The 21,727-nt window shown below is 37.1% G+C and carries 18 protein-coding genes and 1 tRNA gene; 8 read left to right on the forward strand and 11 right to left on the reverse strand.

Annotated elements, in window-relative coordinates; all coding sequences use genetic code 11:
- Positions 1–184 precede the first annotated feature (184 nt).
- The 3 genes from PLEUR7319_RS0133410 to PLEUR7319_RS0133420 all read right to left on the reverse strand — a co-directional run bounded on the left by PLEUR7319_RS0133410 (position 185) and on the right by PLEUR7319_RS0133420 (position 3,736).
- Positions 185–829, reverse strand: coding sequence for a cyclase family protein (locus tag PLEUR7319_RS0133410; protein ID WP_019509597.1), 645 nt, complete (start codon positions 827–829; stop codon positions 185–187).
- 26 nt (positions 830–855) lie between these two features.
- Positions 856–1,923: a potassium channel family protein gene (locus tag PLEUR7319_RS0133415; RefSeq protein WP_019509598.1), complete on the reverse strand. Its 1,068-nt coding sequence runs from the start codon at positions 1,921–1,923 to the stop codon at positions 856–858.
- Between the two features lie 334 nt (positions 1,924–2,257).
- Positions 2,258–3,736, reverse strand: coding sequence for a catalase (locus PLEUR7319_RS0133420; protein ID WP_019509599.1), 1,479 nt, complete (start codon positions 3,734–3,736; stop codon positions 2,258–2,260).
- Positions 3,737–3,970: 234 nt separating this feature from the next.
- Between PLEUR7319_RS0133420 and PLEUR7319_RS0133425 the strand changes: the two genes are divergently transcribed.
- From PLEUR7319_RS0133425 to PLEUR7319_RS0133435, 3 genes are all read left to right on the forward strand, one after another.
- Positions 3,971–4,375: a DUF4112 domain-containing protein gene (locus PLEUR7319_RS0133425; protein ID WP_019509600.1), complete on the forward strand. Its 405-nt coding sequence runs from the start codon at positions 3,971–3,973 to the stop codon at positions 4,373–4,375.
- A 35-nt stretch (positions 4,376–4,410) separates the two neighbouring features.
- On the forward strand, positions 4,411–4,653 hold the full coding sequence (locus PLEUR7319_RS0133430; protein WP_019509601.1) for a hypothetical protein: 243 nt from the start codon (positions 4,411–4,413) through the stop codon (positions 4,651–4,653).
- A gap of 132 nt (positions 4,654–4,785) precedes the next feature.
- Positions 4,786–5,961 carry an RNA-guided endonuclease TnpB family protein gene (locus PLEUR7319_RS0133435; protein WP_019509602.1) on the forward strand — a complete coding sequence of 392 codons (1,176 nt, stop codon included), beginning with the start codon at positions 4,786–4,788 and terminating at the stop codon, positions 5,959–5,961.
- 423 nt (positions 5,962–6,384) lie between these two features.
- Here the strand turns inward: PLEUR7319_RS0133435 and PLEUR7319_RS0133440 are convergent, their stop codons facing one another.
- The 5 genes from PLEUR7319_RS0133440 to PLEUR7319_RS0133460 form a co-directional block, all read right to left on the reverse strand.
- Entirely contained in the window at positions 6,385–7,788 is a 1,404-nt protein-coding gene (locus tag PLEUR7319_RS0133440) for a sodium/proline symporter (RefSeq protein ID WP_019509603.1), read from the reverse strand.
- Positions 7,789–7,817: 29 nt separating this feature from the next.
- The gene (locus PLEUR7319_RS0133445; RefSeq protein WP_019509604.1) at positions 7,818–9,173 is read right to left on the reverse strand and encodes an ATP-grasp domain-containing protein; all 1,356 of its coding nucleotides are present in this window, start codon (positions 9,171–9,173) and stop codon (positions 7,818–7,820) included.
- A 79-nt stretch (positions 9,174–9,252) separates the two neighbouring features.
- Positions 9,253–10,128 carry an O-methyltransferase gene (locus PLEUR7319_RS0133450; protein WP_019509605.1) on the reverse strand — a complete coding sequence of 292 codons (876 nt, stop codon included), beginning with the start codon at positions 10,126–10,128 and terminating at the stop codon, positions 9,253–9,255.
- A 2-nt stretch (positions 10,129–10,130) separates the two neighbouring features.
- Positions 10,131–10,421 carry a hypothetical protein gene (locus PLEUR7319_RS0133455; RefSeq protein WP_026102946.1) on the reverse strand — a complete coding sequence of 97 codons (291 nt, stop codon included), beginning with the start codon at positions 10,419–10,421 and terminating at the stop codon, positions 10,131–10,133.
- Between the two features lie 1,509 nt (positions 10,422–11,930).
- The gene (locus PLEUR7319_RS0133460; RefSeq protein WP_019509607.1) at positions 11,931–12,284 is read right to left on the reverse strand and encodes a hypothetical protein; all 354 of its coding nucleotides are present in this window, start codon (positions 12,282–12,284) and stop codon (positions 11,931–11,933) included.
- Positions 12,285–12,624: 340 nt separating this feature from the next.
- Between PLEUR7319_RS0133460 and PLEUR7319_RS0133465 the strand changes: the two genes are divergently transcribed.
- The 5 genes from PLEUR7319_RS0133465 to PLEUR7319_RS42375 all read left to right on the forward strand — a co-directional run bounded on the left by PLEUR7319_RS0133465 (position 12,625) and on the right by PLEUR7319_RS42375 (position 18,076).
- Complete coding sequence (locus PLEUR7319_RS0133465) at positions 12,625–12,957, forward strand: hypothetical protein (protein WP_019509608.1); 333 nt, start codon at positions 12,625–12,627, stop codon at positions 12,955–12,957.
- A gap of 127 nt (positions 12,958–13,084) precedes the next feature.
- Positions 13,085–13,561 (forward strand): TspO/MBR family protein, encoded by a 477-nt coding sequence (locus PLEUR7319_RS0133470; protein ID WP_019509609.1) that lies wholly within the window; start codon positions 13,085–13,087, stop codon positions 13,559–13,561.
- A gap of 42 nt (positions 13,562–13,603) precedes the next feature.
- The gene (locus PLEUR7319_RS0133475) at positions 13,604–14,686 is read left to right on the forward strand and encodes a TIGR00341 family protein (RefSeq protein ID WP_019509610.1); all 1,083 of its coding nucleotides are present in this window, start codon (positions 13,604–13,606) and stop codon (positions 14,684–14,686) included.
- 160 nt (positions 14,687–14,846) lie between these two features.
- Entirely contained in the window at positions 14,847–17,207 is a 2,361-nt protein-coding gene (locus PLEUR7319_RS0133480) for a tetratricopeptide repeat protein (protein WP_019509611.1), read from the forward strand.
- A 137-nt stretch (positions 17,208–17,344) separates the two neighbouring features.
- A complete protein-coding gene (locus tag PLEUR7319_RS42375) occupies positions 17,345–18,076 on the forward strand; it encodes a hypothetical protein (protein WP_019509612.1) in 732 nt (243 codons plus the stop codon).
- Between the two features lie 76 nt (positions 18,077–18,152).
- On the opposite strand, the gene PLEUR7319_RS0133495 is transcribed toward PLEUR7319_RS42375, so the two are convergent.
- The 3 genes from PLEUR7319_RS0133495 to ppsA form a co-directional block, all read right to left on the reverse strand.
- Positions 18,153–18,224, reverse strand: a tRNA-Thr gene (locus tag PLEUR7319_RS0133495).
- A gap of 232 nt (positions 18,225–18,456) precedes the next feature.
- Entirely contained in the window at positions 18,457–19,008 is a 552-nt protein-coding gene (locus PLEUR7319_RS0133500) for a universal stress protein (protein ID WP_019509613.1), read from the reverse strand.
- A gap of 158 nt (positions 19,009–19,166) precedes the next feature.
- Entirely contained in the window at positions 19,167–21,680 is a 2,514-nt protein-coding gene (ppsA, locus tag PLEUR7319_RS0133505; protein ID WP_019509614.1) for a phosphoenolpyruvate synthase, read from the reverse strand.
- Positions 21,681–21,727 lie beyond the last annotated feature (47 nt).

Consider the following 21,727-nt stretch of genomic DNA (forward strand, 5'->3'; position numbering starts at 1 on the left):
ACGTTTCGTAAAACTTGGCTGTCAAGAGCTAGCAGTTGATGAATCGCCTTCCTTTTCTCTTTAATTTTGATGATGATGACTCAGAATTAGATCGATTTGGAAAGTATCAGAGACACATAATATTTCGTAAGGGCGAACCACCGTTCGCCCTTACAAACAATTTATCTGGCATACGCTTTAAGCTTCAGTGAAGAGGTTTTAAGATTGCTCTAGCTAAACCCCCATCACCATCTTTTAATTTAATTGGCAAACAAATTAACTCATATTCCCCTGGTTCTACTTGGGATAGATTTAACCCTTCAATTGCCCAAATACCTGAACCTAGTAGAGCATGATGTACTTCGACTACATTTCCTTGATAACCACCTACAGAAAGATAATCTACTCCTACAGTACGAACTTTTTTTTCCGCTAAGTAATGAGCTGCTTCGGTAGAAATATGTACAAAATCTTCAACAAAAGTATCTGATTTCAAAGCGCGATCGCTATTTTGAGTTTTAAATAAAATTCTTTCTCCTGCCGTTATATTATGAGGTTCGATTTCGGCAACTTTAATTTGTTTTGGATCTTCAATTTTAATCACTCTCGCTTTACCGATGGTCGCATCCAAAGGCATCTGATCAACACCCATACCACCTTTAATAAAATGGTTGATACCATCAACATGAGTACCTGTATGTGTCCCTATAGTTAATTTAGAAACATTGCACACATCTCCATGAGCCAGACATTGACTGGGTTCAATGCTCACAGGAGGATTATCAGGCCAATAAGGCATCCCTGGGTGAATGGTCAAAGAAATATCAATCCAATTATCAGATTCTTTCATCGGTTTAATAGTTAATAAAGTATATTTTAATACAAGACTCGTCTACCAATTTTTGTTTCGTCATCTAAACTGGTAGCCCTACTAGTTGTTTCACTAGATGCAATTGCATCCCAAGACCAGCCATCATTTCTGACTAAAGCCAATAGTAGTTTGCGTCTTTTATTGATGTGGTTTGTAGTTTCTTGAAACTGGCGATCGCTAACTGTAGGAATACTTTTATTTCTCAGCAATTCTAGAGGAGTCAAAGGAGGTTCGCTGTCACTGGGTTCTAGATATGCGGACTTGAGAGTTTTTAAAAAAGCCGCACAGGCACGTCGTGCAGGATTCAAGGCAGCAGGATCGGGTTGATAATTTTCGGGCACTCCATACTGTAAGATAGTCATTGCTTCATCAAATGCAGCAATACTCAAAGGAAGACTACGAGTTCTTTCTCGGCTATGAAAATAATGTAAAATTGGATAAGTTAAGTGTTTTTCGCCCAATTCAGAAATTAATGGGGTTAAACTAATTAAATGCTGATCTAAATTACCAAAATTTTTGTTATTCCAAGCCCTAGTTATAATTTCATCTGCTGTTCCACCTAAAGATGCTAGGTAAACTGACAAGATCCGTTTTTGAGTTACTGCGGACACCACAGGAAACAAATAAGCAATGGAAAGTGTAACTAAGAAAAAACCATTAGCTGCTGCCAAACCCGTTAATAAGTGCCAAATTGTACTTTGAGGTAAATAGTCACCACGACCTAAGGTAGTAATAGTATATGCCGTAAAATAAATTCTTCCCCAAGTACTGGCAGGTTCTTCATTGGAAGCATTAAGAATTGCATCTTGGTAAGAACAAAAAATTAGCGACCATGCTGTCCAAGTTAGTAGATACCATAATACTGCCATTCCTAGTATTAACAATAATCCCATTCCAGCTAACAGACGATGGTTATTGTTATGTCTGTGTACTTTAGTTGCATTATGCCATACCCAGGACGAAAAACGATTAGTTAAAAAACCTCCTCCCTTAACAGTTAGGGTAGTAGTTAGAACATCGGAAGAGACAACAGTTAGTAAGATAAAACCCAATGTCAATAAAAAGGCTGACATGATACTTCTTGAAAAAAGATCAAAATTTTTGAAAGATTTGAGTATCGCATTGAGTAACAAGTAGCAAGTATTGACTTACCTACTCACTACCTATTACTCATTGGTGACAAGTTAAAGCTATGTGTTGTTTGTCAACTGGTTTTTAGCTATCAGCTATCAGCTTTTAGCTCTTAGCTTTTGGGATACTTTCACGAATTCAAGCTTGACTATGGCGATCGCCATAAATATTGGCTCTAATCCATATTTAGTGTGAACTAAAATAAACGACACTATCTGTAGTAGTTGACTAAAACTATTTTGTTTTAATTTGTCAGCAATGCCTATTACTTGTTACCTAAACAGTTGCTGGTTTAGGTTCTGGTTTTGGAGGTTCAGAATTGGCGATCGCCTGTTCTACCTTGTCTGCTAATTCAGGATAAACATTGCGAAATAGCTGCATCTGGTCTTTAATAACTTCTTCGCTAGCTTTACCCAAGCTACCAGCGATATTGTTATACAAACGTTTTTTTTCGTCATTATCGAGCATATCGTAATACATTCGCGCCTGATCGTAATGATCCTCTTCATCTAGTTCGATCCGTGCTGCCATCCCAGAAACATGATAAGGTGGTGCTTCAGCATTTTGATCTGCCTGAGGATAACCTTCGTGAGAAGGATTATAGTTAATACGTCCACCTTTATTGCTGTCTGTACGCATCAAGCCATCACGGTAGGGATCGTTAACTTTAGTAGCATGAGGTTGATTAACAGGAATATTATCGTAATTAACGCTGAGACGATGACGATGGGCATCAGCATAGGACATAATTCGTGCCTGTAGCATCCGATCTGGCGACCAAGAAATTCCAGGAACAACGTTTCCCGGAGAAAATGCAGCCTGTTCTACTTCTGCAAAATAGTTTTCAGGATTACGGTTTAATTCAAATTTACCAACTCTCTGCAAGGGAAAATCTGCGTGAGGCCATATTTTAGTGAGGTCAAAGGGATTCCACTGGAAATTCTGTGCCTGTTTGTCAGTCATAGTCTGAATATGCATTGTCCAAGAAGGATAATCCCCTTCTTCAATAGCATTATACAAATCCTTTGCTGCCCATCGAGGTTCGATTCCCTGCATTTTGCGCCACTGCTCATCGGTAAAGAATTTATTGCCTTGGTCAGTTTTGAAGTGGAATTTGACCCAAATACGCTCGTTTTCCTCATTAATCAGGCTAAAAGTATGGCTACCGTAACCATTCATGTGTCTCCATCCCATTGGTGCTCCGCGATCTCCCATTAACCACAATACCTGATGAATACTTTCGGGAGTTAATGACAAAAAATCCCACCACATCTGGTCATGTCGCCAGTGTTCTTTGGGGTGTTCTTTTTGCGAGCGGATAAAGTCCATAAACTTGATCGGATCGCGCATAAAAAAGATAGGTGTATTGTTACCTACCATGTCCCAATTGCCCTCCTCAGTGTAAAACTTAACGGCAAATCCTCTTAAGTCGCGATAAATATCGGAACCACCTTTAGATTTAGCAACAGCAGAGAAACGGGCAAAGATTTCAGTTTGCTTTCCTACTTCTGAAAATAGCTTAGCTTTAGTATATTGAGTAATATCATCAGTTACAGTAAAGGTTCCATAGGCACCAGAACCAATTGCGTGAACTACTCGCTCAGGGATACGTTCGCGGTTAAAGTGTGCCATCTTTTCTAGAAGAGTATAGTCTTCTAGCAGTAAAGGACCTTGCTTACCTACGGATTTGGATACTGTATTGCTAGGTACTGGAATACCAGACGCATTAGTCAAAATTTCTTGATTATTAACCACCAATTTTCCTCTCAGAGCGATCGCTCTATTTACTGCTCTTTCATAGATGCTAGTGGGATATGCGAAGTGAAAGCGTCTAACTTTAGACAGATAGCGATGGAAGTAGAAAGAGATAAAAACAATTATACGCAAGACAAATCTTGACAACTCAGCTTAGATCTAACTAGAGAGAGAAGAAAAAAACTAGCGATCGCTATAAAATCAGGGCAAATATATTTGCTTAATTGATAATTAATGGATAAAACTCAACAATTAAAAAATCTTCAGAGAATTCGAAAAATTACTAATCTTTTAGATTCAGCTATTGGTATTCCCGGAACTAAATTTCGGATCGGTTTAGATCCCATTTTGGGATTATTCCCAGGAGGAGGAGATTTGATTGGTGCGATTATCTCTGCGTATATGATTTATTTAGCTGCTCATTTTGGATTAAAAAAAGAAGAAATTGGCAAAATGGCTGGTAATGTGGCAATTGAAACCATACTAGGCTCAATACCCTTAGTTGGAGATCTTTTCGATGCTTATTTTAAAGCTAATAGCCGCAATTTAGAAATTTTAGAAAATCACATAGAGAATTCAAATAGTCAAAGCTTACTACACCAGAAGCAAGACTCAAAATTAGAAACTCAAGTAGTTTAAAAACGATATTTATCTAATACTTACGGAGATAATAAATGCTTCAAGGAATAGAACTAATCAACTGTGCCAAAGCAAATGCCAAGCAAGGAATAGAAGTAGCAGCAGAACGTTCTGGTTATGATGAAAATACTGGCTTATTTATTGAAAATTTGAATAAAGCTTGCCAACAAATTGGTGTGAACATTAAAGAACTAGATGATTTAATTACCGATCAACAAATAGCAAAAGAAAATCGAAAAGTAATGGATATATCACCTGATTCACCTTCCGACTTGTAACATATACACAGCATCTACGTATACAGCCTCCTTACCGATTCGTGCCGTAAAGCCCCTGGCTTCAGACATGGGGCTTTACGGCACGGCTAGCACTTGCTGGGTTAGTTTATGCTTATATGATAGCATAAGAATATGTTAGTTCTAGAGATGAAGATACAAGCCAAGCCAACTCAATACGATGCGATGGATGAAGCCATCAGAACGGCACAATTCATACGCAACAAAGCATTGCGATATTGGATGGACAATAAAGGAGTAGGAAAATACCAGCTATCGGCATACTGTAAAGTACTAGCTGCTGAATTCCCCTTTGCTCACAAGCTAAATTCAATGGCCAGACAAAGCAGTGCAGATCGAGCCTGGGCTGCAATATCTCGTTTCTATCAAAACTGTAAACATAAAACTCCTGGAAAAAAGGGATTTCCTAAGTTCAAGAAGCATTCTCGCTCGGTCGAGTATAAGACTACAGGTTGGAAGCTTTCTGAAAATAGAAAACAGATAACCTTCACCGATCAGAATAATATCGGTCGGGTCAAGCTAAAAGGTACAAGAGATTTGAATTGGTACGATATCAAACAATTCAAACGAGTACGAATAGTTAGACGTGCTGATGGTTATTATGGTCAGTTTTTAGTCGATGCCGACAACCGAGAAAGAGTAGAACCATCTTATTCTGAAATTGGTTTAGACGTTGGCTTGAACTATTTCTGTACCGACGACAAAGGGAATCAGATTGAGAATCCTCGGTTTTATCGAAGAGGTGAAAAAGCACTCAATCGCTTAAACCGAAGCAAGTCTAAAAAGTACGTCAAAAGTAAAAAACCACAGTCTAAGAACTATCACCAAGCGAGAAAAAGATACGCCCTAAAGCATCTTAAGATAAGTAGGCAACGTAAAGACCATGCCGTGAAATTGGCACGGTGCGTAATCACATCTAACGATGTAGTCGCTTATGAAGACTTAAGAATTGGCAAGATGGTAAAAAATCACAATCTTGCCAAGTCGATAACCGACGCTGGCTGGTATCAATTTAGAGTGTGGTTAGAGTACTTTGGCTATAAGTTTGGCAAAGTAACAGTTGCCGTACCACCGCAGTATACTTCTGTTAACTGCTCTGGTTGCGGAGCTAAAGTAACTAAAACTCTCAGCACCAGAACTCATAAGTGTAAGTGTGGCTGTGTTCTCGACCGAGATGAAAATGCAGCTAGAAACATCCTCTCTTTAGGATTAAGTACCGTGGGACACACGGGATCTAAAGCTTGGGGAGACGAAACCTCTATCTTGGCTGATGAGAATTTGTCAGGGTAAGTTTTTTCTACGAACCAAGAATCTCCCGCATTCATGCGTGGGGAGTGTCAATTCAACCCGACGTATACTATTGGAGCAGGGCCAGCGCAAGAAAAAAACGCACATAATATGTTAATGGGTATCAGCTATCAGCTATCAGCCGTTCAGAAAAGGCTTTATACCACATGCGGCGAACTAAGCGCCTTTGTCCTGAACGAAGACCACTAAACGAAGTTTAGTGGGGGGCATTAAACCTAATAGCTTAAAGCTCTCAGCCATTTACAAAGCGTAAACTTTAGAGCTGAAAGCTGATAGCTATAAGCTGACAGCCTGGCTGCCTGACACATTTCAGTAAAACCATTTTCAGCAATAGCATTTTACCTCCCAAATTCGGCGTTGGTGAATGCGTAATGCTTTAAACGCAAAAAGGTAGAGTTTTAAATCTTAAGTAGAGTTTTTTTCTGTGGTTTGTAAAAGTGGGGAAGCAATTAAATACACTAAAAAGCCCGCAGTCATACCAGGAAAAACTTCATATACGGCGTCAGACAGATGTAATCCTAATTTCCAAGTCATTGCGACTGTAATACCTATTATCATGATGGCGATCGCTAGTGGAGTAGAAACAGGTTTTTCTAGAGTGCGTAAAATCAGTAATACTCCCAAGCCAGAGGCTAGAATTGACCAGGCGAAGGTAATCAAACCAAAGACATTGTCGTTATTGAGCAAAGCAATTACCAAAACAATAGCGGTGACGACTATAGTGCCGATTTTGGCAAACGTATATGATTTAGCTAATCCAGGAAATAAGTCTTGAGTCAAGGCAGCAGAACAAGATAAGATCTGAGAATCTGCGGTTGAGATAGTAGCAGCAAACAAACCAGCTAACATCACACCAACTAATATTCCGGGTAACAGTTCTTGAGACAAATCCAGTAACGCTAATTCTGGATCATTTAAACTTGGCAGTAGTACTCGCGCTGCTAATCCAATAAAAATAGCAGCAAAGGCTGTTACCAGACCACAGATGATTTTAATATCCCGCGCTTTACCCATATTATTTGCTGAATCTAGTGCCATCGCTCTCACTAAAATGTGAGGTTGTCCGACAACACCAAAACCAGCAACTAACCAACCAATAAAAAAGGGTACAAAGCCCCAGGTCAAATTGGTAGGAAATAAGGTTATTAGGTTTGCATCTATTTGTCTTAAATTGGTATATAGGTTATTTAATCCACCACCTGCGGAAATAGTTACGATAAACAACAGTAACAAAGCCACAATCATCACAATGCTTTGTACCGCATCAGTCCAAATTGAGGCTCGAATTCCTCCGGAGAAGCAATAAATTAACACAATAATTGCACCAATAATAACTCCCCAAGCATAATTCCAACCAAATAAACTATTCAAGGCTTTACTTCCTGCTAACAACTGTGCAGCAGCATAGGTACCTAAAAAGACAATGGTAATTAGTGCTGAAATAATCGTAATCCATCGATATCCCGGTTGACGTTGTGCCAAAAATGCGGGAACAGTTTCTGAGTCAGAGGCTTCGGAAACTTGGCGCAAATTCTTAAAAACTAACATCCAAGCTATATAATCGCCGATCGCCCAACCAATTGCTAACCAAATCGCCGATAAACCCTGAGTATAGGCATAGCCTACTTGTCCAGTAAACAAAAAACCACTTTGTCCAGTAGATAAAGCTGATAAAGCGATCGCCCAAGGATTGACATTTCTTCCTGCTAACAAATAATCGGTAGTAGTATTTTGTTTTTGCGTTGCTGCAAAAATACCAACTACAGTAAATAAAATCAAAAAGACAATAAAAGTTAAAGCGATTGACATTAGCTGATTACTGATTACTGATTACTGTTTTAATCTCCGCCAATTTCTACTAGTTTGCCAATATTAAAGTCAATTTTGACCCAGCCTTTAAGACGACGTAAATTATCTAGTAGTAGCAGGGGAATTTGCCAATTATGGAGCATTAAAAAAGGTAAAGGATCTTGGGGATCTAAGATGGCATCAGTTCCTTGAGTTATTTTGTGCCACCAAGCTTTTAGTTCTGTAACAGAACGAATACTTAATAGTCTCCAAAGTTCATGGTAAGTCCAATAGGTTGGCTTACTATCAGGTAAAGGAGTAATTGGTTTTTCATTTAATTCACCATCGGTCAAATAAGCTTTGGCTACTCCAGGATGATCGTGAAACATGGTAATCGCAGAATGCAGACGAGGATTACACTCGATGGGGTAAACTGTTCCGTCACTGGTTTGAATCATGTCGAAACAAATTTGTCCTGTCAGATTCATTTTGCTGACAAAAGTTTCTACCCATTGATAGATAGCAGGATTATCTACTTGTTCGTAGTTAACCTGGAAAGGAGACGATTTGGAACAACAGTGCAGTCTGATTTTTCCATTACGTGCTGTAGCATGAAAACAGTATTCTTGTCCGCGAACAAATTCTTGCATCACCCAAGGTTTTGCTTCACTAATCGGCAAACTACGAACGTATTCTTCCATTTCTGGAAAGGGTAATCGAGTTAAATCTAAACGCAGAACCGAATCATAGGGAATGCTTTTAACAATATATTTACTGCCGTCACGTTCAAAATCAAAGTCTAGTATTTGCTGCGGATCGGTAATCCGAAATACCTTGGGGGCAGACAAACCTAATTCTCTGGCTTTAGTGCAGAAAGCATGTTTATCATCAAGTATTTCTGTTTCTTCTGGATCGAGATGTATTGACTCACAAAAAGGTTCTAAAACCTTTTTGGCTAGAGAATCATAGTAACTGGCAACAGGACTGGATACGGGGACAAAAACATCAATATTATTCTGTTTAACTATCTCCAATAGTCCCTGGCAGTATCCTTCCCTATCTTTTTCTGGTGCTGGTACGGTAAAAAAACCGGTGACTGCGCGAGAAAAACGATGTCCCGATAGCCAGTATTTATGAGTTTCAACTAAATAGACTTCATGCCCATCTTGATGAAAAGACCTTGCAAGCTGCAATGCCTTAGTCATTTTTGCCCCGGTAATCAAAATTCTTTTTTTGTCTGTTGGGGAAACATTTTTCTTTTGCCAAGGGGTGTTGAAAAAATTTCTGACCAATGATAGTAAAACCATTACCAGGTTAAAAGGTAACAGAAGTAATAATAGAATCAGCGTTCCTAGATTTTTTACCAACACTGAAATAGCTCTGGAAACAAATAGTATCTGTGCCATTTTTAGAAGTCAGGAGCCGGAAAATTAGATTTTAATTTCAACAGTTTAAACATTTTTCGGCTCCCTTTTTCCCTCCAATTTACTTGCGTCTAATAATTGTCACACCATCCCGTAGAGGAATTAAAACCTGTTCGACACGAGGATCGTCAGCAACAAAACGATTAAAGCGAGCGATCGCTTCTCCGTTAGCAGTGCGTTGTTCCTTTGGTAGATAGGGTTGTCCTTGTAACAGGGTATTATCTACGCAGATAAAGCCATCAGATGCTAATAAGTCGGTATCTAGCAGCAGGTTTAGATAGTCGACATATCCACCTTTATCGGCATCGATAAATACTAAGTCAAAAGACTCCCCTGCCTTAGCCAGCTTACCCATGGTTTCTATTGCAGGTGCCACTTTAACCTGAATTTTTTTACCATGAGGAGAGGCAGCAAAGCAATCAAGCGCAAACCTAGAAACATATTCATCTACTTCGCAAGCGATAACACAACCGTCATCAGGTAAAGCTTCGGCGATCGCTAGTGCTGAATAACCAGTGAACATGCCAATTTCTAGAACTCGCTTAGATTTACTGATAGAAACGAGCATTTTTAGCAACTGCCCCTCAACATGCCCAGAAAGCATTTCTTGTTCTAATGCCCGTACAGTTGCACCATCATCAAAATGTTTACTCCAATCTTCTTGTTGAGTTTTTTGGTTCAAATCGGCCAGAGCTTTTGATTCAGAAGTAGTACAGTCTTCTAAATAAGGGTCGATTCCTGCGGCTAAATGATATGCTTTGTTCAAGGATGTTTTGAATTCGGTCGAAATCGATTCAGTTTTAGCCGTGTTCAAAATATGTTCTAACTGCTGAACTAAAATTCCCAAGGGAGTGACTGGTCTGGCAGTTTTCTTGGGCTTGTTTAGACTGGAATAAATTCCAGTGTTTACTTCAGACGTTTCTGCTGTACTTACCACGATTAAATGCTCCCTACTAACAATTCTTTGGCTAAACTTTTTTCTTGATTCGTATATACTTGCAAATCCAATGCTGTATTAGGATAGTCGGCACACAAGCATCGATGTTGGGCTAAGACTTGCTCTAATTTCTCTTTCAAACAGAGTCCAAACTGGTGGCAGTTATCTGCAAGCTCTGGGTTTATAGTATTAAATATACCTTTTAAAAATAAAGGATTATACTCAATTATTTCGCGATCTTTAATCCAAAATACTGGATCGACAGCCACGAATTTAGCTTTAATTTGACTCATTTTCTGCATTCAAATACAACTAATATTTCATAAAGTAGCTTCATAAAATATCTTTAAAACAATTTAGTTATTTCTATCAAAGAAAATAACTAATTACTAAGTATTTTTGATTTACGATTCGATTGTAAATAGACGAAAATAAATTACTTTTTCTACTGAAGACAGCAGTTCATTTTTTATTATCCAATATTTGATAATTTACACTAAATAGTTTAGAGCGAGAATTACCATTTATCAGCAAATAGAATATTTGGATTAAAATTACAAATGAGATATGAATTAATAAAGTACCTTAAGATAGTAATTTATTAGCTTATCTATTTCCCCTTGCTAAGCTATAGCTATTATATTTCCCTTTTTAAGAGCATTTTTCATAGTCTTAAAGAGGTAAAGTTGAATTAGGGATCATTGATAAATTGACATCTATTTATAAATAATAGCCTATTCTATGTTCATTTACTATTTACAATCAAAAAAATATACCTTAAAGAGCATATCATTATTGGTAAATAAATGTAAAGACAAACTTTACATTTTCATTTTTGCCGTAATTTATTTCAAAAGCATGTTGACAAACATCCCCTCGTAGAGTAGTTAATTTAGTTACTACAAAACTTATCTTACAAAATGGTTTTGAGCACAACTTCTTGAAATATAAACAAGCCAGAAAGAAAAAACTGAGATATTCTTCCCACGATGATAAATATTATTGTAGAATTTTTATAGTAAAAATTCTCAACTATAAAGAAAAAATAAAAGAGGTTGAATAAAAAATTATCGATATGACGCTAAACAAAATTGAAGTCAGGAGTATAGCTAGAATCTTATAAATAAATTCCGTTACAGCAATTAAAGAAATAAAAGTAAGAAGAGAAGTCAAAAAATTCTAATTACAATGCTTTAAAAGCACTAAACTATAATAAAGAAGTTATATCTCGTGAAGAAATAGATATTAAGGTACAAGATACGGATAATTTTTACCAGGCTGAAGTATAGCGGTTTTCAAATCGGTGAGATGCAACTATAGTTGGAATCGCTAGAAAGTTTTTGCTTTGCTAAAAATATTCAAATGTATAAATGATCAATCTGCTTCAATTTGCTCATTTATCGAAGTTTTCAGTCATTAGTCATTAGTTTTTAGTTTAAATTTGAGTACTAAAGACAAATTGAGTATAAGACTACATGCTGTGAACTATGTACCTTTGTCTGTCACATGCGGTGCCCCCGTTCAGGTATAGTCAAGACTATATTTGAACGACTAACTACTAATAACTCCTTTTATTAATGGATGTGGATTTTAAGTATATATGGAGTTTTACCTTAGTTTTTAGATAGGCAAAACTTAGCAGCTAGTATAGTCATAGTCAGTAATTAGTTATCATTAATCCCTAAAATTAACAACTTTTTATCTAAGAATAGCTATCTCAAGTTTAACCAATATATCTAGAAGACCAAACTTACATTTAAGCGAAATTTGCCAAAACAGTTTGATATCAAACTAGCAATATCTTATTCTGAACTTATAGGACGTTCTCCTCCTGCCTGGAATGTATCAACAACCTCGTATTTATTGGACATAATAGGACGTTCGCCATCATCCTCGAATGTATCAACAACTTTTACCTCACTTTTGTCCACCGGGCGTTTGCCATCTATTTCGACTACTTGTTCTGCATCCAAACTATCAGAACTAGTTGGGCGATCGTCAACTGTACTAGGATTCTTATTTACTAAAAAATCAGGGCTTTCAGCAATCGGACGCACTCCATCTTCCTGAAAAGTATCTACTACGTTAATCTCACCACTCTCAATCGGGCGGGTTCCATCTAGTTCAAACGTTTTGTTGTCTTCTTGCTCACTCATATTGCCAATATTATGATATTTACTTTTAAATAATTTAGTCGCTAATTTAGCTTATAGTCTATCGAAAGCAAATCTAGCTAAAGTCACAGATTATTTTACTATATAAAAATCGAGTAACCTATCTTACTTTTTAATATATAAGCTATAGTTCTTAATTCAACCATATAATTGAAAAGATATAATAGCATTTTGAAAAACTATGATTTGATAGTTTGAGAGAAAACTAATTTATATCTAATGATAGATTTCAATATATTACTAATTGATGAGTTAAATATTGACTTAGTTTTATAATTTATAGTTAATTGAAATTTATTTATTTGTTTACGAACAGCTTGCCATGTTCAATAAAGATAGAAGCCAAAAGGTTTTTTCTAGTATTTCATTAGGATTAATACTCACAAGCATTTATGGCTTGCCTTTAAATGCTCAAACCAATACCTCGGAATATGATTTTTTAGAAGATATTGAAGCGGGGAGAAATATTGATTGGGACTTTTCTAGCGAAGATGAATCCACTTCGATTAGAGACGAAATTAATAAACTGGGAGAATATAATATATCTGAAACCAAATCCAGAGACGTACGAATAACTGAAGAAAACAGGAGATGGGGCAGTAGAGGAGACGCTGCTGTAGACTATACCATCGAAACAGAAGTTTATGACTACTAAAATTTCTATCTTTAGAGAGAAGATAATTAGAGTTGAAATGCAACAGCATTAGATGCTGTTGTTATTTTGTAGCTTTCAAACATAAAATTCTTGATACTAAATTATATTTTTTAAAAAGCTAATAATTATGATTCCTTCTTGGTTGGCAATTGGTATTGCTACTCTTGCTGTTCCTTTGATTCTTAACCGCTTTATTTCTAGTCAAGATTTTCGCTGGTTTAAACATTTGCGTCGTCCCGACTGGCTAACTTTTGAAGGAGCAATTCCCCTTATTTGGACGATAATTTTTATTTTCGGCGCCTGGTCAGCTTATAATGTCTGGGAAGCTAATCCAGGTAAAGCTTTTACTTGGGTATTAATGGGTTTTTACCTATTGGTAGAAATAGTAATTTCTTTATACACCCTAGTAATGTGTAAAACTCGCAGCTTAAAGGTGGGGACAATTATTGGCGGAACTGGCTTTTTTCTGGGAGCAATCTTAGCTGTAATAGTTTCATCTATATCTATAACTGCGTTTTGGTTATTAGTACCTTATTTACTTTGGAGTCCAATCGGAACTTTTGTCACTTGGCAAATGATGCAACTTAATCCCATTAATGCTTAGTTTTTGACATTAGATTTTTAATTTTTCTTTTAATAAGCCATGATGGTTATACTGACTCAAAGTCCTCGATACCTTGTCTACATTAGATATTTTCTGAGGAAAATTAATCGTAAGCTCCACCTAAAACAACTCTGGTATCAGGACAATGGGGATTGGCACTGGATCAAGGAAAAAGCAACTCCAATTGCCAGCCTCAATCGTACCCTGTGGCGTTTATCTGTACCCTCATTTAGTTTTCACTTCATGTTGGGGTTATCAGCAATTATTTCTACTTTAGGTCTACTTGCCAATAGTGTGGCAATAATCATTGGCGCAATGATTATTGCGCCTTTAATGGGTCCAATTGTGAGTATGGCTTATTCGGTGGCAATGGGTAATCGTAAACTGTTGCGTCGTTCTAGTTTAACTTTACTAAAAGGTGTTATTTTAACCCTTATTGCTTCATGGTTGACAGCGTCTATTATTGGTTTAAAAACTGTAGACTCTGAGATACTTTCCCGTACTAATCCTACCCTGATTGATTTTGGTATTGCCATGGCAGCAGGAATGGCAGGGGCTTTTACTCAAACTCGGCGTAGTATTGCTGATGCTATTCCAGGAGTGGCGATCGCAGTTGCTTTGGTTCCCCCTCTCAGTGTGATTGGTATCGGTATATCCTTGGCAAATCAAGAAATTGCTTTTGGTTCATTGTTATTGTTTCTTACCAACTTAATCTGTATTATCTTTTTTGGGGGGCTGGTCTTTTTGTTTCAGTCCTATGGAAATATTGAACGTGCCAAGAAGGGATTAGCAATGTCTACTTTAGTGATGTTTGCTCTTGGTGTGCCCCTAACTTTATCAATGCGGGACTTAATTGTTAAAAAAAATGTAACCTCTAAAATTTCCAATTTAATTATTAACGAAACAGAAACTTTTGCTAATGCAGATATTAAATTAATTACCGTTATTCCTCATAAGGATCATTTACAGATTGGGATTGAGGTTACTGCACCTATTAATTCTATTTCTCAAAGTGATATTACTAGTGTCAAAAATTTACTTACCCAGAGAATTAATCAACCCATCGAGCTACAAGTTGAAATAATACCTATCCAAATTTTAGAATCTTCTTTACCCCTAATGTGAATTAGCGGTGAAACCCTGTTAAATTATTGATTTCTAGTCAACTCTTTAGAAAACTTGAGAATGCGTTTAATTCTGGCTGAATTAAAGAAAAGCATGATTGATTTTGAGTAACCTGAAGTAAGTACTGGAATAATGTCATTAAAAGACAGAGGTAGTTTCGATGAGCAAGAAATATTCTAAGTTTTCACTATGGCTAACCCAGGGTAGTTTAACGCTGATAACCTTATTACTTGCCACTGGTGGGGTCTATGCTCGATCAGTTTCTATACCCCAAACTTTGTTGGCCCAGTCGCCACAACTAGAGCAACTACCATCAGACAGTCAAATTCAAGAACAGATTGAAGCTGAAGCTAATCGCTTCTTTAGCCGAACTATCACTCAATTTAACCTACTCATCTTAGGTACTTTAGTATTGCTATTAATAGGAGCGATCGCTTCTTTATGGCTTTTGCGTAGAGCAGTTGTTCAAGAAGTGGCTAATCTTGTTACTACTAATCTTCAAGAACTAGAAACGAGTAAATCTCAACTTAACGATATTACCCAAGATTTACAACAATTACTACAAAGCGCTCAACAAATTAGTCACCAGCTAAAAGGTGAGGTGGAAGATTTCCAACAAGAATTAAATCAAAAAAGAGCAACTATCTCTAAACTACTATCAGAACTTGGTGATGCCCAGCAACAGGGGCTAAAAACCATGAATACTGAAATTAATTCTTATCGACAAACACTAATAAAACTAGAAGCTGAATTTAATCATCAACTGAGCGAACTGCAGATAAATACCGAACAGCAAAGAGATTTCACCCTCCGAAAATTAGCCAAATTAAGTTCCGAGTTTGCTCCTCAACTAACTAAGATTCAGGCAGAGGTTGAGGAGCAACAAGAAACAGCAATTCAGAATTTGGAAATATCAGTCGGCGAGTTGAGCAAGCAACTTGTTCAAGTCCAAAATACAATTAAGCAACAACAAGATACTATACTTCAAGATTTGGCAAGTCAAGGCTCTGAAATAGCTTCTCAACTCTCTAGTGTGCCAGCAAAAATTCGTCAAAAGCAAGATGTTTTATTACAAAAAATAGACCGAGCACGAACTACTTTTATCGAAAAACTATCTAAGTTGGAAGTAGAAACACAACATCAACAAAATAATATCCTACGCAATCTTACCGAACAAGAATCTAAATTCACCCAACAAATCTCTGAATTACAAACGAATGCCGAACAGAAAATTCAGCAGCAGCATCAGATAGGAGCTAATAATTTAGATAACTTAGGAACAGAACTTACTACTCAACTATCTGATTCAAAATCTCAAATTAATCAGAAAATAGAGCAAACTTTGAAGAATTTTCAAGAGGAAGAAAGTAAGTTTACCGCTCGCCTATCGCAAAAAGATTCAGAAATTCAAGCTCAGAAAGACCAAGTATTACAAAGTTTAGTACGAATGAAAACTGAAGTCGAGCGTCAATTTACGGCGTTGCAATCAGAAATACAACGATGTCAGGAATCAATAGGGGAAAATTTAGAACAGTTACAAACCAAAAATGCTGACCAGCTTGCGCAAATATATTCAGATGCTCGAATTCAAAAAGAACAAATTTTAGAAGATTTAGCTAAGATAACTCCACAAGAGATGACGACAACTGCCTTAGCAGAAATTCAGCAAAATCTACAAACTCTCAGCAAACCATTAGAAAGTCTTCAGCAGAATCATCCTCAATTATTTTTAAATCCCGATGATTTTATTGAACAAGGAAATCAGTTACTGGCTCAAGAAAATTATCAAGAAGCGATCGCACTTTTTGATCGAGCTTTAGAACTCAAACCAGATAATCCTCATGCTTGGAATCAGCGAGGTATCGCTTTAAGAGAATTACAAAGATATGAGGGGGCGATTGCCGCTTTTAACAAAGCAGTTAGAATTCAACCCACTTTTGATGAAGCTTGGTGTAATCGTGGTATTACCTTGAGCCGCATCAAGCGATATAAAGAAGCGATCACCAGTTATGATCGAGCAGTAGAGATTCAACCTGATTATTATCAAGCTTGGGTAGATCGTGGTGTTGCTTTGGGCATGTTGCTTCAACACGAACCAGCATTACAATCTTTTGAGCGCGCCGTTCAAATTCAACCAGATAATGCGGTAGCTTGGATGAATCGTGGTATGGCTTTAGAGATGTTAGAACGCTACCAAGATGCTCTTACTTCTTTTGACAAAGCAGTAAAGTTTAATTCTCAATTATCCAAGGCTTGGAACTATCGAGGTAAAATTCTGATTAAACTACAGCAATACGAAGAGGCGATCGCCAGTTGCGATTGTGCCTTGAAGTTTCGCTCAGATTATGCTGCAGCCTACTACAATAAGGCAATTTGCTATGCTTTATTAAATCAAGTTCCATTAGCAGTAGACAATTTAAAACAGTCAATTAACCTCAATTCTAAATATCGAGAAGAAGCCAGAATTGATCCTTATTTTGATAATATTGCTCAAAATGAGCTGTTTTTAAGTATCTTTTAAAAATTGAGATACTCAAAAAAAATTCTTCTCACTCCCAAAAATTGCCAAAAGTCACTGATTTAAGCTCATTTTCCCAGCTTAGTTTTACAATATAAATTTGGTAGAACTAATTTATTTCACTTTATCAGTCATAAATAATGGTAAGTTTGAGAAAAAAAGTAACGAATATTTTAGTTGATAATCCCCCCCCCAATTCTTGGCTTATATGGGTTCTTGAAAACTCCGAAAGTTATTTAGCATTACCTGGGAAGACTGATTACTATAATCACAGTTGTCTGCGCTTAATCTTAGCTCAAGAACAAATTCCAGAAGGAGAAGCCTTTGTTGACGGTTTTCGTATGGGTAATGACCCCAATACCAATTGGATTCATATACAAATTTTCAAGTTTTTTGCACGCTATATTTATCCGCCAAAATATCAGCTTACTCCTCAAAATTTTAAGGTTTTTGATATTGGATTTAATTATGGTAAAAGTTTATATATCAAAAAAATAAATTGTTTGAATTTTCGTGAATTTGATAACTTAACTATTAACGAAATTCGACATTTCTTGGGAATTAGTTTGAATGACTTAATATTAATCAAAAAACTAATTAGACTTCATCAAAACAATCAACACTCAAAAAACACACGAAGTCTCGAAGCTGAAATACTTAGATGGTCAAGTAGTTTGTTTGCTGTCGTTGGAGGATTTATATTGGCTTTGAATTTAACAATTAGTGCTTACGGATTTATATTATTAGCAGCTAGCTCATTACAATTGCTAATTTCATCTTGTATGCAACAAGATAAAAGTTTAATCATTTATTCAGGATCGATTTTCATTTGCGTTGATATTTTGGCTATATATCGTTGGGTATTGAGCTAATCAAAGGACTTGGAGAGTAATTAGTAATTAGCTAATAAACAACATAAACAAGCCAGGATTGGTTTTGGTAAACTAAAGCTCTCGACGGGATTTGAACCCGTGATCTCTCCCTTACCAAGGGAGTGCTTTACCCCTAAGCCACGAGAGCAATTTATTGCTCAAACGAGTATAACATCTACCGTACCATTTTTAATTATCTATCTTAAAGTTATTTTCTAGATATTGGTGTTTGTTTAGCAGAAGGGAAATTTTGGTCTCTAAGAGCTTTTTCGATTAAAACTGTCCCACTTACAGTTACTTTAATCGGCATAACTGACCACAAAATCTCTTATAACTAGTCCGAGTCCATATTTTTTGAGGAAACCTCGAAAATTTTTGGTTCAGGCACGAGCCGTCGTTTTAATACTTTTTACTGCAGCTGAATCTTCTTGCAAAATGGGAGTCTGAACTAGTAATACTGAGCAGGGAGCATGATGAACAACATAGTTACTGACACTACCTAAAAATAATTCTTTAACACCTGAATGTCCTCTTCTACCAATGATAATAACATCAGCATCGCAAGATTGAGCAAAATCGCAAATGGTGGAACTGGGATGACCAGTAATTTGACTAAACTCGGTCTGTACTCCTGCTGCGATCGCTTGATCTGTATAGAAACGTAGTAATTCTAATCCTTTTTGTTTAAATAATTCCCATTCTTTTTCGTATAATTCATTAGCCATACGCATTATCTGAGGATCGAGATGAACACAATGATCTCTGTGTTTTACAAAGTAAGGAGATAGCATGGGACTACCTTCTTCTTCTGCTGATAATACATGAAGTATCATCAAGTTGACTTTAGCAGCTTTAGCTAGAGATAAAGCTTGGTCAAATACTTGTCTACTAGCTGGCGAACGATCTATTGCTACGAGTATTTTGTTAAACATTGTATTGATCCTTATTTGTGTTCGTGGTTAGTGGTTAGTGTTTAGTTGCTACTGACTATCTATTTTTTCTGGAAAAGTGTTGTTGCATGAGATGAGAAATTTACAGTTTTATTTAAAACTGAGGGGGGGTAAGAAGAATTTAAGCTAAGAGTTAATTGCTAAGTTAGTTCAGTTAATTGCTGTTCTATTTCAGCTACTTTCAGTCTGGTTTTGAGGACTGAATCGGGATTAAGACTTATGGAATTGATACCCTCTTGAACTAGAAACTCCGCAAATTCAGGATAGTCGCTGGGTGCTTGACCACAAATGCCAATTTTGCGATTATTTTGCTTGGCAGCAGCGATCGCCATTGAAAGCATAAGCTTAACCCCCTGGTTACGTTCATCAAATAAATGGGCAATTAGAGCAGAATCGCGGTCTAATCCCAAAGTAAGTTGGGTTAGATCATTAGAACCAATCGAAAAGCCATCAAATATTTGACTAAATTCTGCAGCGAGCAAGACGTTACTAGGAAGTTCGCACATAACATATACTTGCAAACCATTTTCACCTCTTACCAAACCGTGTTTTGCCATTTCAGCTAGAACTTTACGTCCTTCATCGGGAGTACGACAGAAAGGAATCATGGGGATTACGTTAGTTAAGCCCATATCTTCTCGTACTCGTTTAAATGCTTGACATTCCATACCAAATGCTTCACGATATTTGGCATCATAATAGCGACTTGCACCACGCCAACCCAGCATCGGGTTTTCTTCCCTAGGTTCAAACTGTTTACCACCCAAAAGATTGGCATACTCGTTGCTCTTGAAGTCCGACATCCGCACGATCACTGGCTTGGGATAAAATGCTGCTGCAATAGTGGCTATTCCTTTAGCTAATTTATCAATGAAGAAATCCGGCTTGTCGGGATAATGTACTGTCAAGCGTGCGATCGCTATTTTGGCATCACAATCTTGTAATTCATCGAATTTAAGTAAAGCCAAAGGATGAACTTTAATCTGATTAGCAATAATAAATTCCAATCTTGCCAATCCTACACCATCACAGGGAAAAGCAGATAAACCAAATGCTTCTTCAGGATTACCCACATTCATTAAGATTTGAGTTTTAGTCTGCGGTAAAGTATCTAATTGAGTTGATTCGACTGTAAAAGGAATTAAGCCAGCATAGACTTTACCTTGTTCTCCTTCAGCACAAGAAATAGTTATTTCTTGTCCATTAGAAACTTTGGTGCTTCCATCTCCACAACCAACGATGGCAGGTATCCCCATTTCACGAGCAATAATTGCTGCGTGGCAGGTTCTACCTCCTTGATTGGTAACAATGGCACTAGCCTGTTTCATTATCGGTTCCCAGTCAGGATCAGTTTTGTTGGTAACTAATACTTCTCCTGGTTGGAAATGCTCAATTTCGCTAATATTTAAAATAACTCTGGCTTGACCGGCGCCAATTTTCTCTCCCACTGCCCTTCCTGTAGTTAGGATAGTTCCTGTTGCATCTAATTTATATGTCTGCAACACATTATTAGTTTTCTGAGATTGAACAGTTTCAGGGCGAGCTTGAACAATAAATAATTCTCCTGTCAGCCCATCTTTTGCCCATTCAATATCCATCGGGGTATAAATACCACGCACTTTAGTGTAATGTTCTTCAATTTGACAGCCCCAAGACGCTAATTGTAAAATTTCGTCATCATTTATCGCAAACCAGCTTCTTTCTGAGTGTGATGTCGGTATATTTTTGGTTAGTTTGCTACCGCCTACATCGTAGACCATCTTGATTTCTTTACTGCCAAGACGTTTATCTAGGATGGGACGATATCCTTGATTAAGAGTCGGCTTAAAGACAATATATTCGTCAGGATTAACAGCCCCTTGAACAACGTTTTCTCCTAAACCATAAGCAGCAGTGATCAGAGCTGCATCTTTAAAGCCTGTTTCGGTATCAATGGAAAACATGACACCAGAAGTTGCTAAATCGGAACGAACCATTTTTTGTACGCCTACGGAAAGGGCAACATCAAAGTGGTCAAAGCCTTTAATTGTTCGATAAGAAATAGCGCGATCGGTAAATAAAGAGGCAAAGCATTTATGACAAGCTTCGAGAACACTTTGTACCCCATGAACGTTGAGGTAAGTTTCTTGTTGTCCTGCAAAACTAGCATCAGGCAAATCTTCTGCAGTTGCTGATGAACGTACTGCTACATCCACATTGTAGGTATACTTTTCACAGATGGTTTTTTCTTCTCCTGCAAAGCGATCGCAATATTTAAAATCAAAACTATATTGCTGACAAAGCTTAGTATAGGCTTCCGTAATTGCTGTTTCTAGTTCTTCAGGAAAAGGGGTATTCAGAATTAATGCTCTAGCTTGTTTACCTCGCGATCGCAAGTTGTTAATATCTTCTACATCAAGATCGGCAAATAGTTGACGTAACTTACTTTCTAGTTCTGCCTGTTGAATAAAATAACGATAAGCATAGGCAGTGGAAGCAAAACCATCTGGTACATTAATTCCTATTGGTGTTAGTTGTTGGATCATTTCTCCTAACGAGGCATTTTTTCCGCCTACTAGAGAAACGTCAGAGATCCCTACATCTTTAAACCACAAAATCAAAGCTTGTTCTTTATCTTGTAGAAATTCTTGGTGGCGATCTTTTGTTTCTACCATAATAACGTAGTCCCTCATCTAACCTCGACCTCTTTGCCTATCTAGAA

This window comes from Pleurocapsa sp. PCC 7319 (assembly GCF_000332195.1).
Classification (GTDB): domain Bacteria; phylum Cyanobacteriota; class Cyanobacteriia; order Cyanobacteriales; family Xenococcaceae; genus Waterburya.

Excerpts from the sequence above, each read along its gene's own strand:
- PLEUR7319_RS0133445 (WP_019509604.1), bottom strand. The coding sequence starts at position 9,173 with ATGGCACAGATACTATTTGTTTCCAGAGCTATTTCAGTGTTGGTAAAA.
- PLEUR7319_RS0133455 (WP_026102946.1), bottom strand. The coding sequence starts at position 10,421 with ATGAGTCAAATTAAAGCTAAATTCGTGGCTGTCGATCCAGTATTTTGG.
- PLEUR7319_RS0133460 (WP_019509607.1), bottom strand. The coding sequence starts at position 12,284 with ATGAGTGAGCAAGAAGACAACAAAACGTTTGAACTAGATGGAACCCGC.
- PLEUR7319_RS0133435 (WP_019509602.1), top strand. The coding sequence starts at position 4,786 with ATGTTAGTTCTAGAGATGAAGATACAAGCCAAGCCAACTCAATACGAT.
- PLEUR7319_RS0133470 (WP_019509609.1), top strand. The coding sequence starts at position 13,085 with ATGATTCCTTCTTGGTTGGCAATTGGTATTGCTACTCTTGCTGTTCCT.
- PLEUR7319_RS0133480 (WP_019509611.1), top strand. The coding sequence starts at position 14,847 with ATGAGCAAGAAATATTCTAAGTTTTCACTATGGCTAACCCAGGGTAGT.
- ppsA (WP_019509614.1), bottom strand. The coding sequence starts at position 21,680 with ATGGTAGAAACAAAAGATCGCCACCAAGAATTTCTACAAGATAAAGAA.
- PLEUR7319_RS0133500 (WP_019509613.1), bottom strand. The coding sequence starts at position 19,008 with ATGTTTAACAAAATACTCGTAGCAATAGATCGTTCGCCAGCTAGTAGA.
- PLEUR7319_RS0133430 (WP_019509601.1), top strand. The coding sequence starts at position 4,411 with ATGCTTCAAGGAATAGAACTAATCAACTGTGCCAAAGCAAATGCCAAG.
- PLEUR7319_RS0133425 (WP_019509600.1), top strand. The coding sequence starts at position 3,971 with ATGGATAAAACTCAACAATTAAAAAATCTTCAGAGAATTCGAAAAATT.
- PLEUR7319_RS0133465 (WP_019509608.1), top strand. The coding sequence starts at position 12,625 with ATGTTCAATAAAGATAGAAGCCAAAAGGTTTTTTCTAGTATTTCATTA.
- PLEUR7319_RS0133475 (WP_019509610.1), top strand. The coding sequence starts at position 13,604 with ATGGTTATACTGACTCAAAGTCCTCGATACCTTGTCTACATTAGATAT.
- PLEUR7319_RS0133440 (WP_019509603.1), bottom strand. The coding sequence starts at position 7,788 with ATGTCAATCGCTTTAACTTTTATTGTCTTTTTGATTTTATTTACTGTA.
- PLEUR7319_RS0133410 (WP_019509597.1), bottom strand. The coding sequence starts at position 829 with ATGAAAGAATCTGATAATTGGATTGATATTTCTTTGACCATTCACCCA.
- PLEUR7319_RS0133415 (WP_019509598.1), bottom strand. The coding sequence starts at position 1,923 with ATGTCAGCCTTTTTATTGACATTGGGTTTTATCTTACTAACTGTTGTC.
- PLEUR7319_RS42375 (WP_019509612.1), top strand. The coding sequence starts at position 17,345 with ATGGTAAGTTTGAGAAAAAAAGTAACGAATATTTTAGTTGATAATCCC.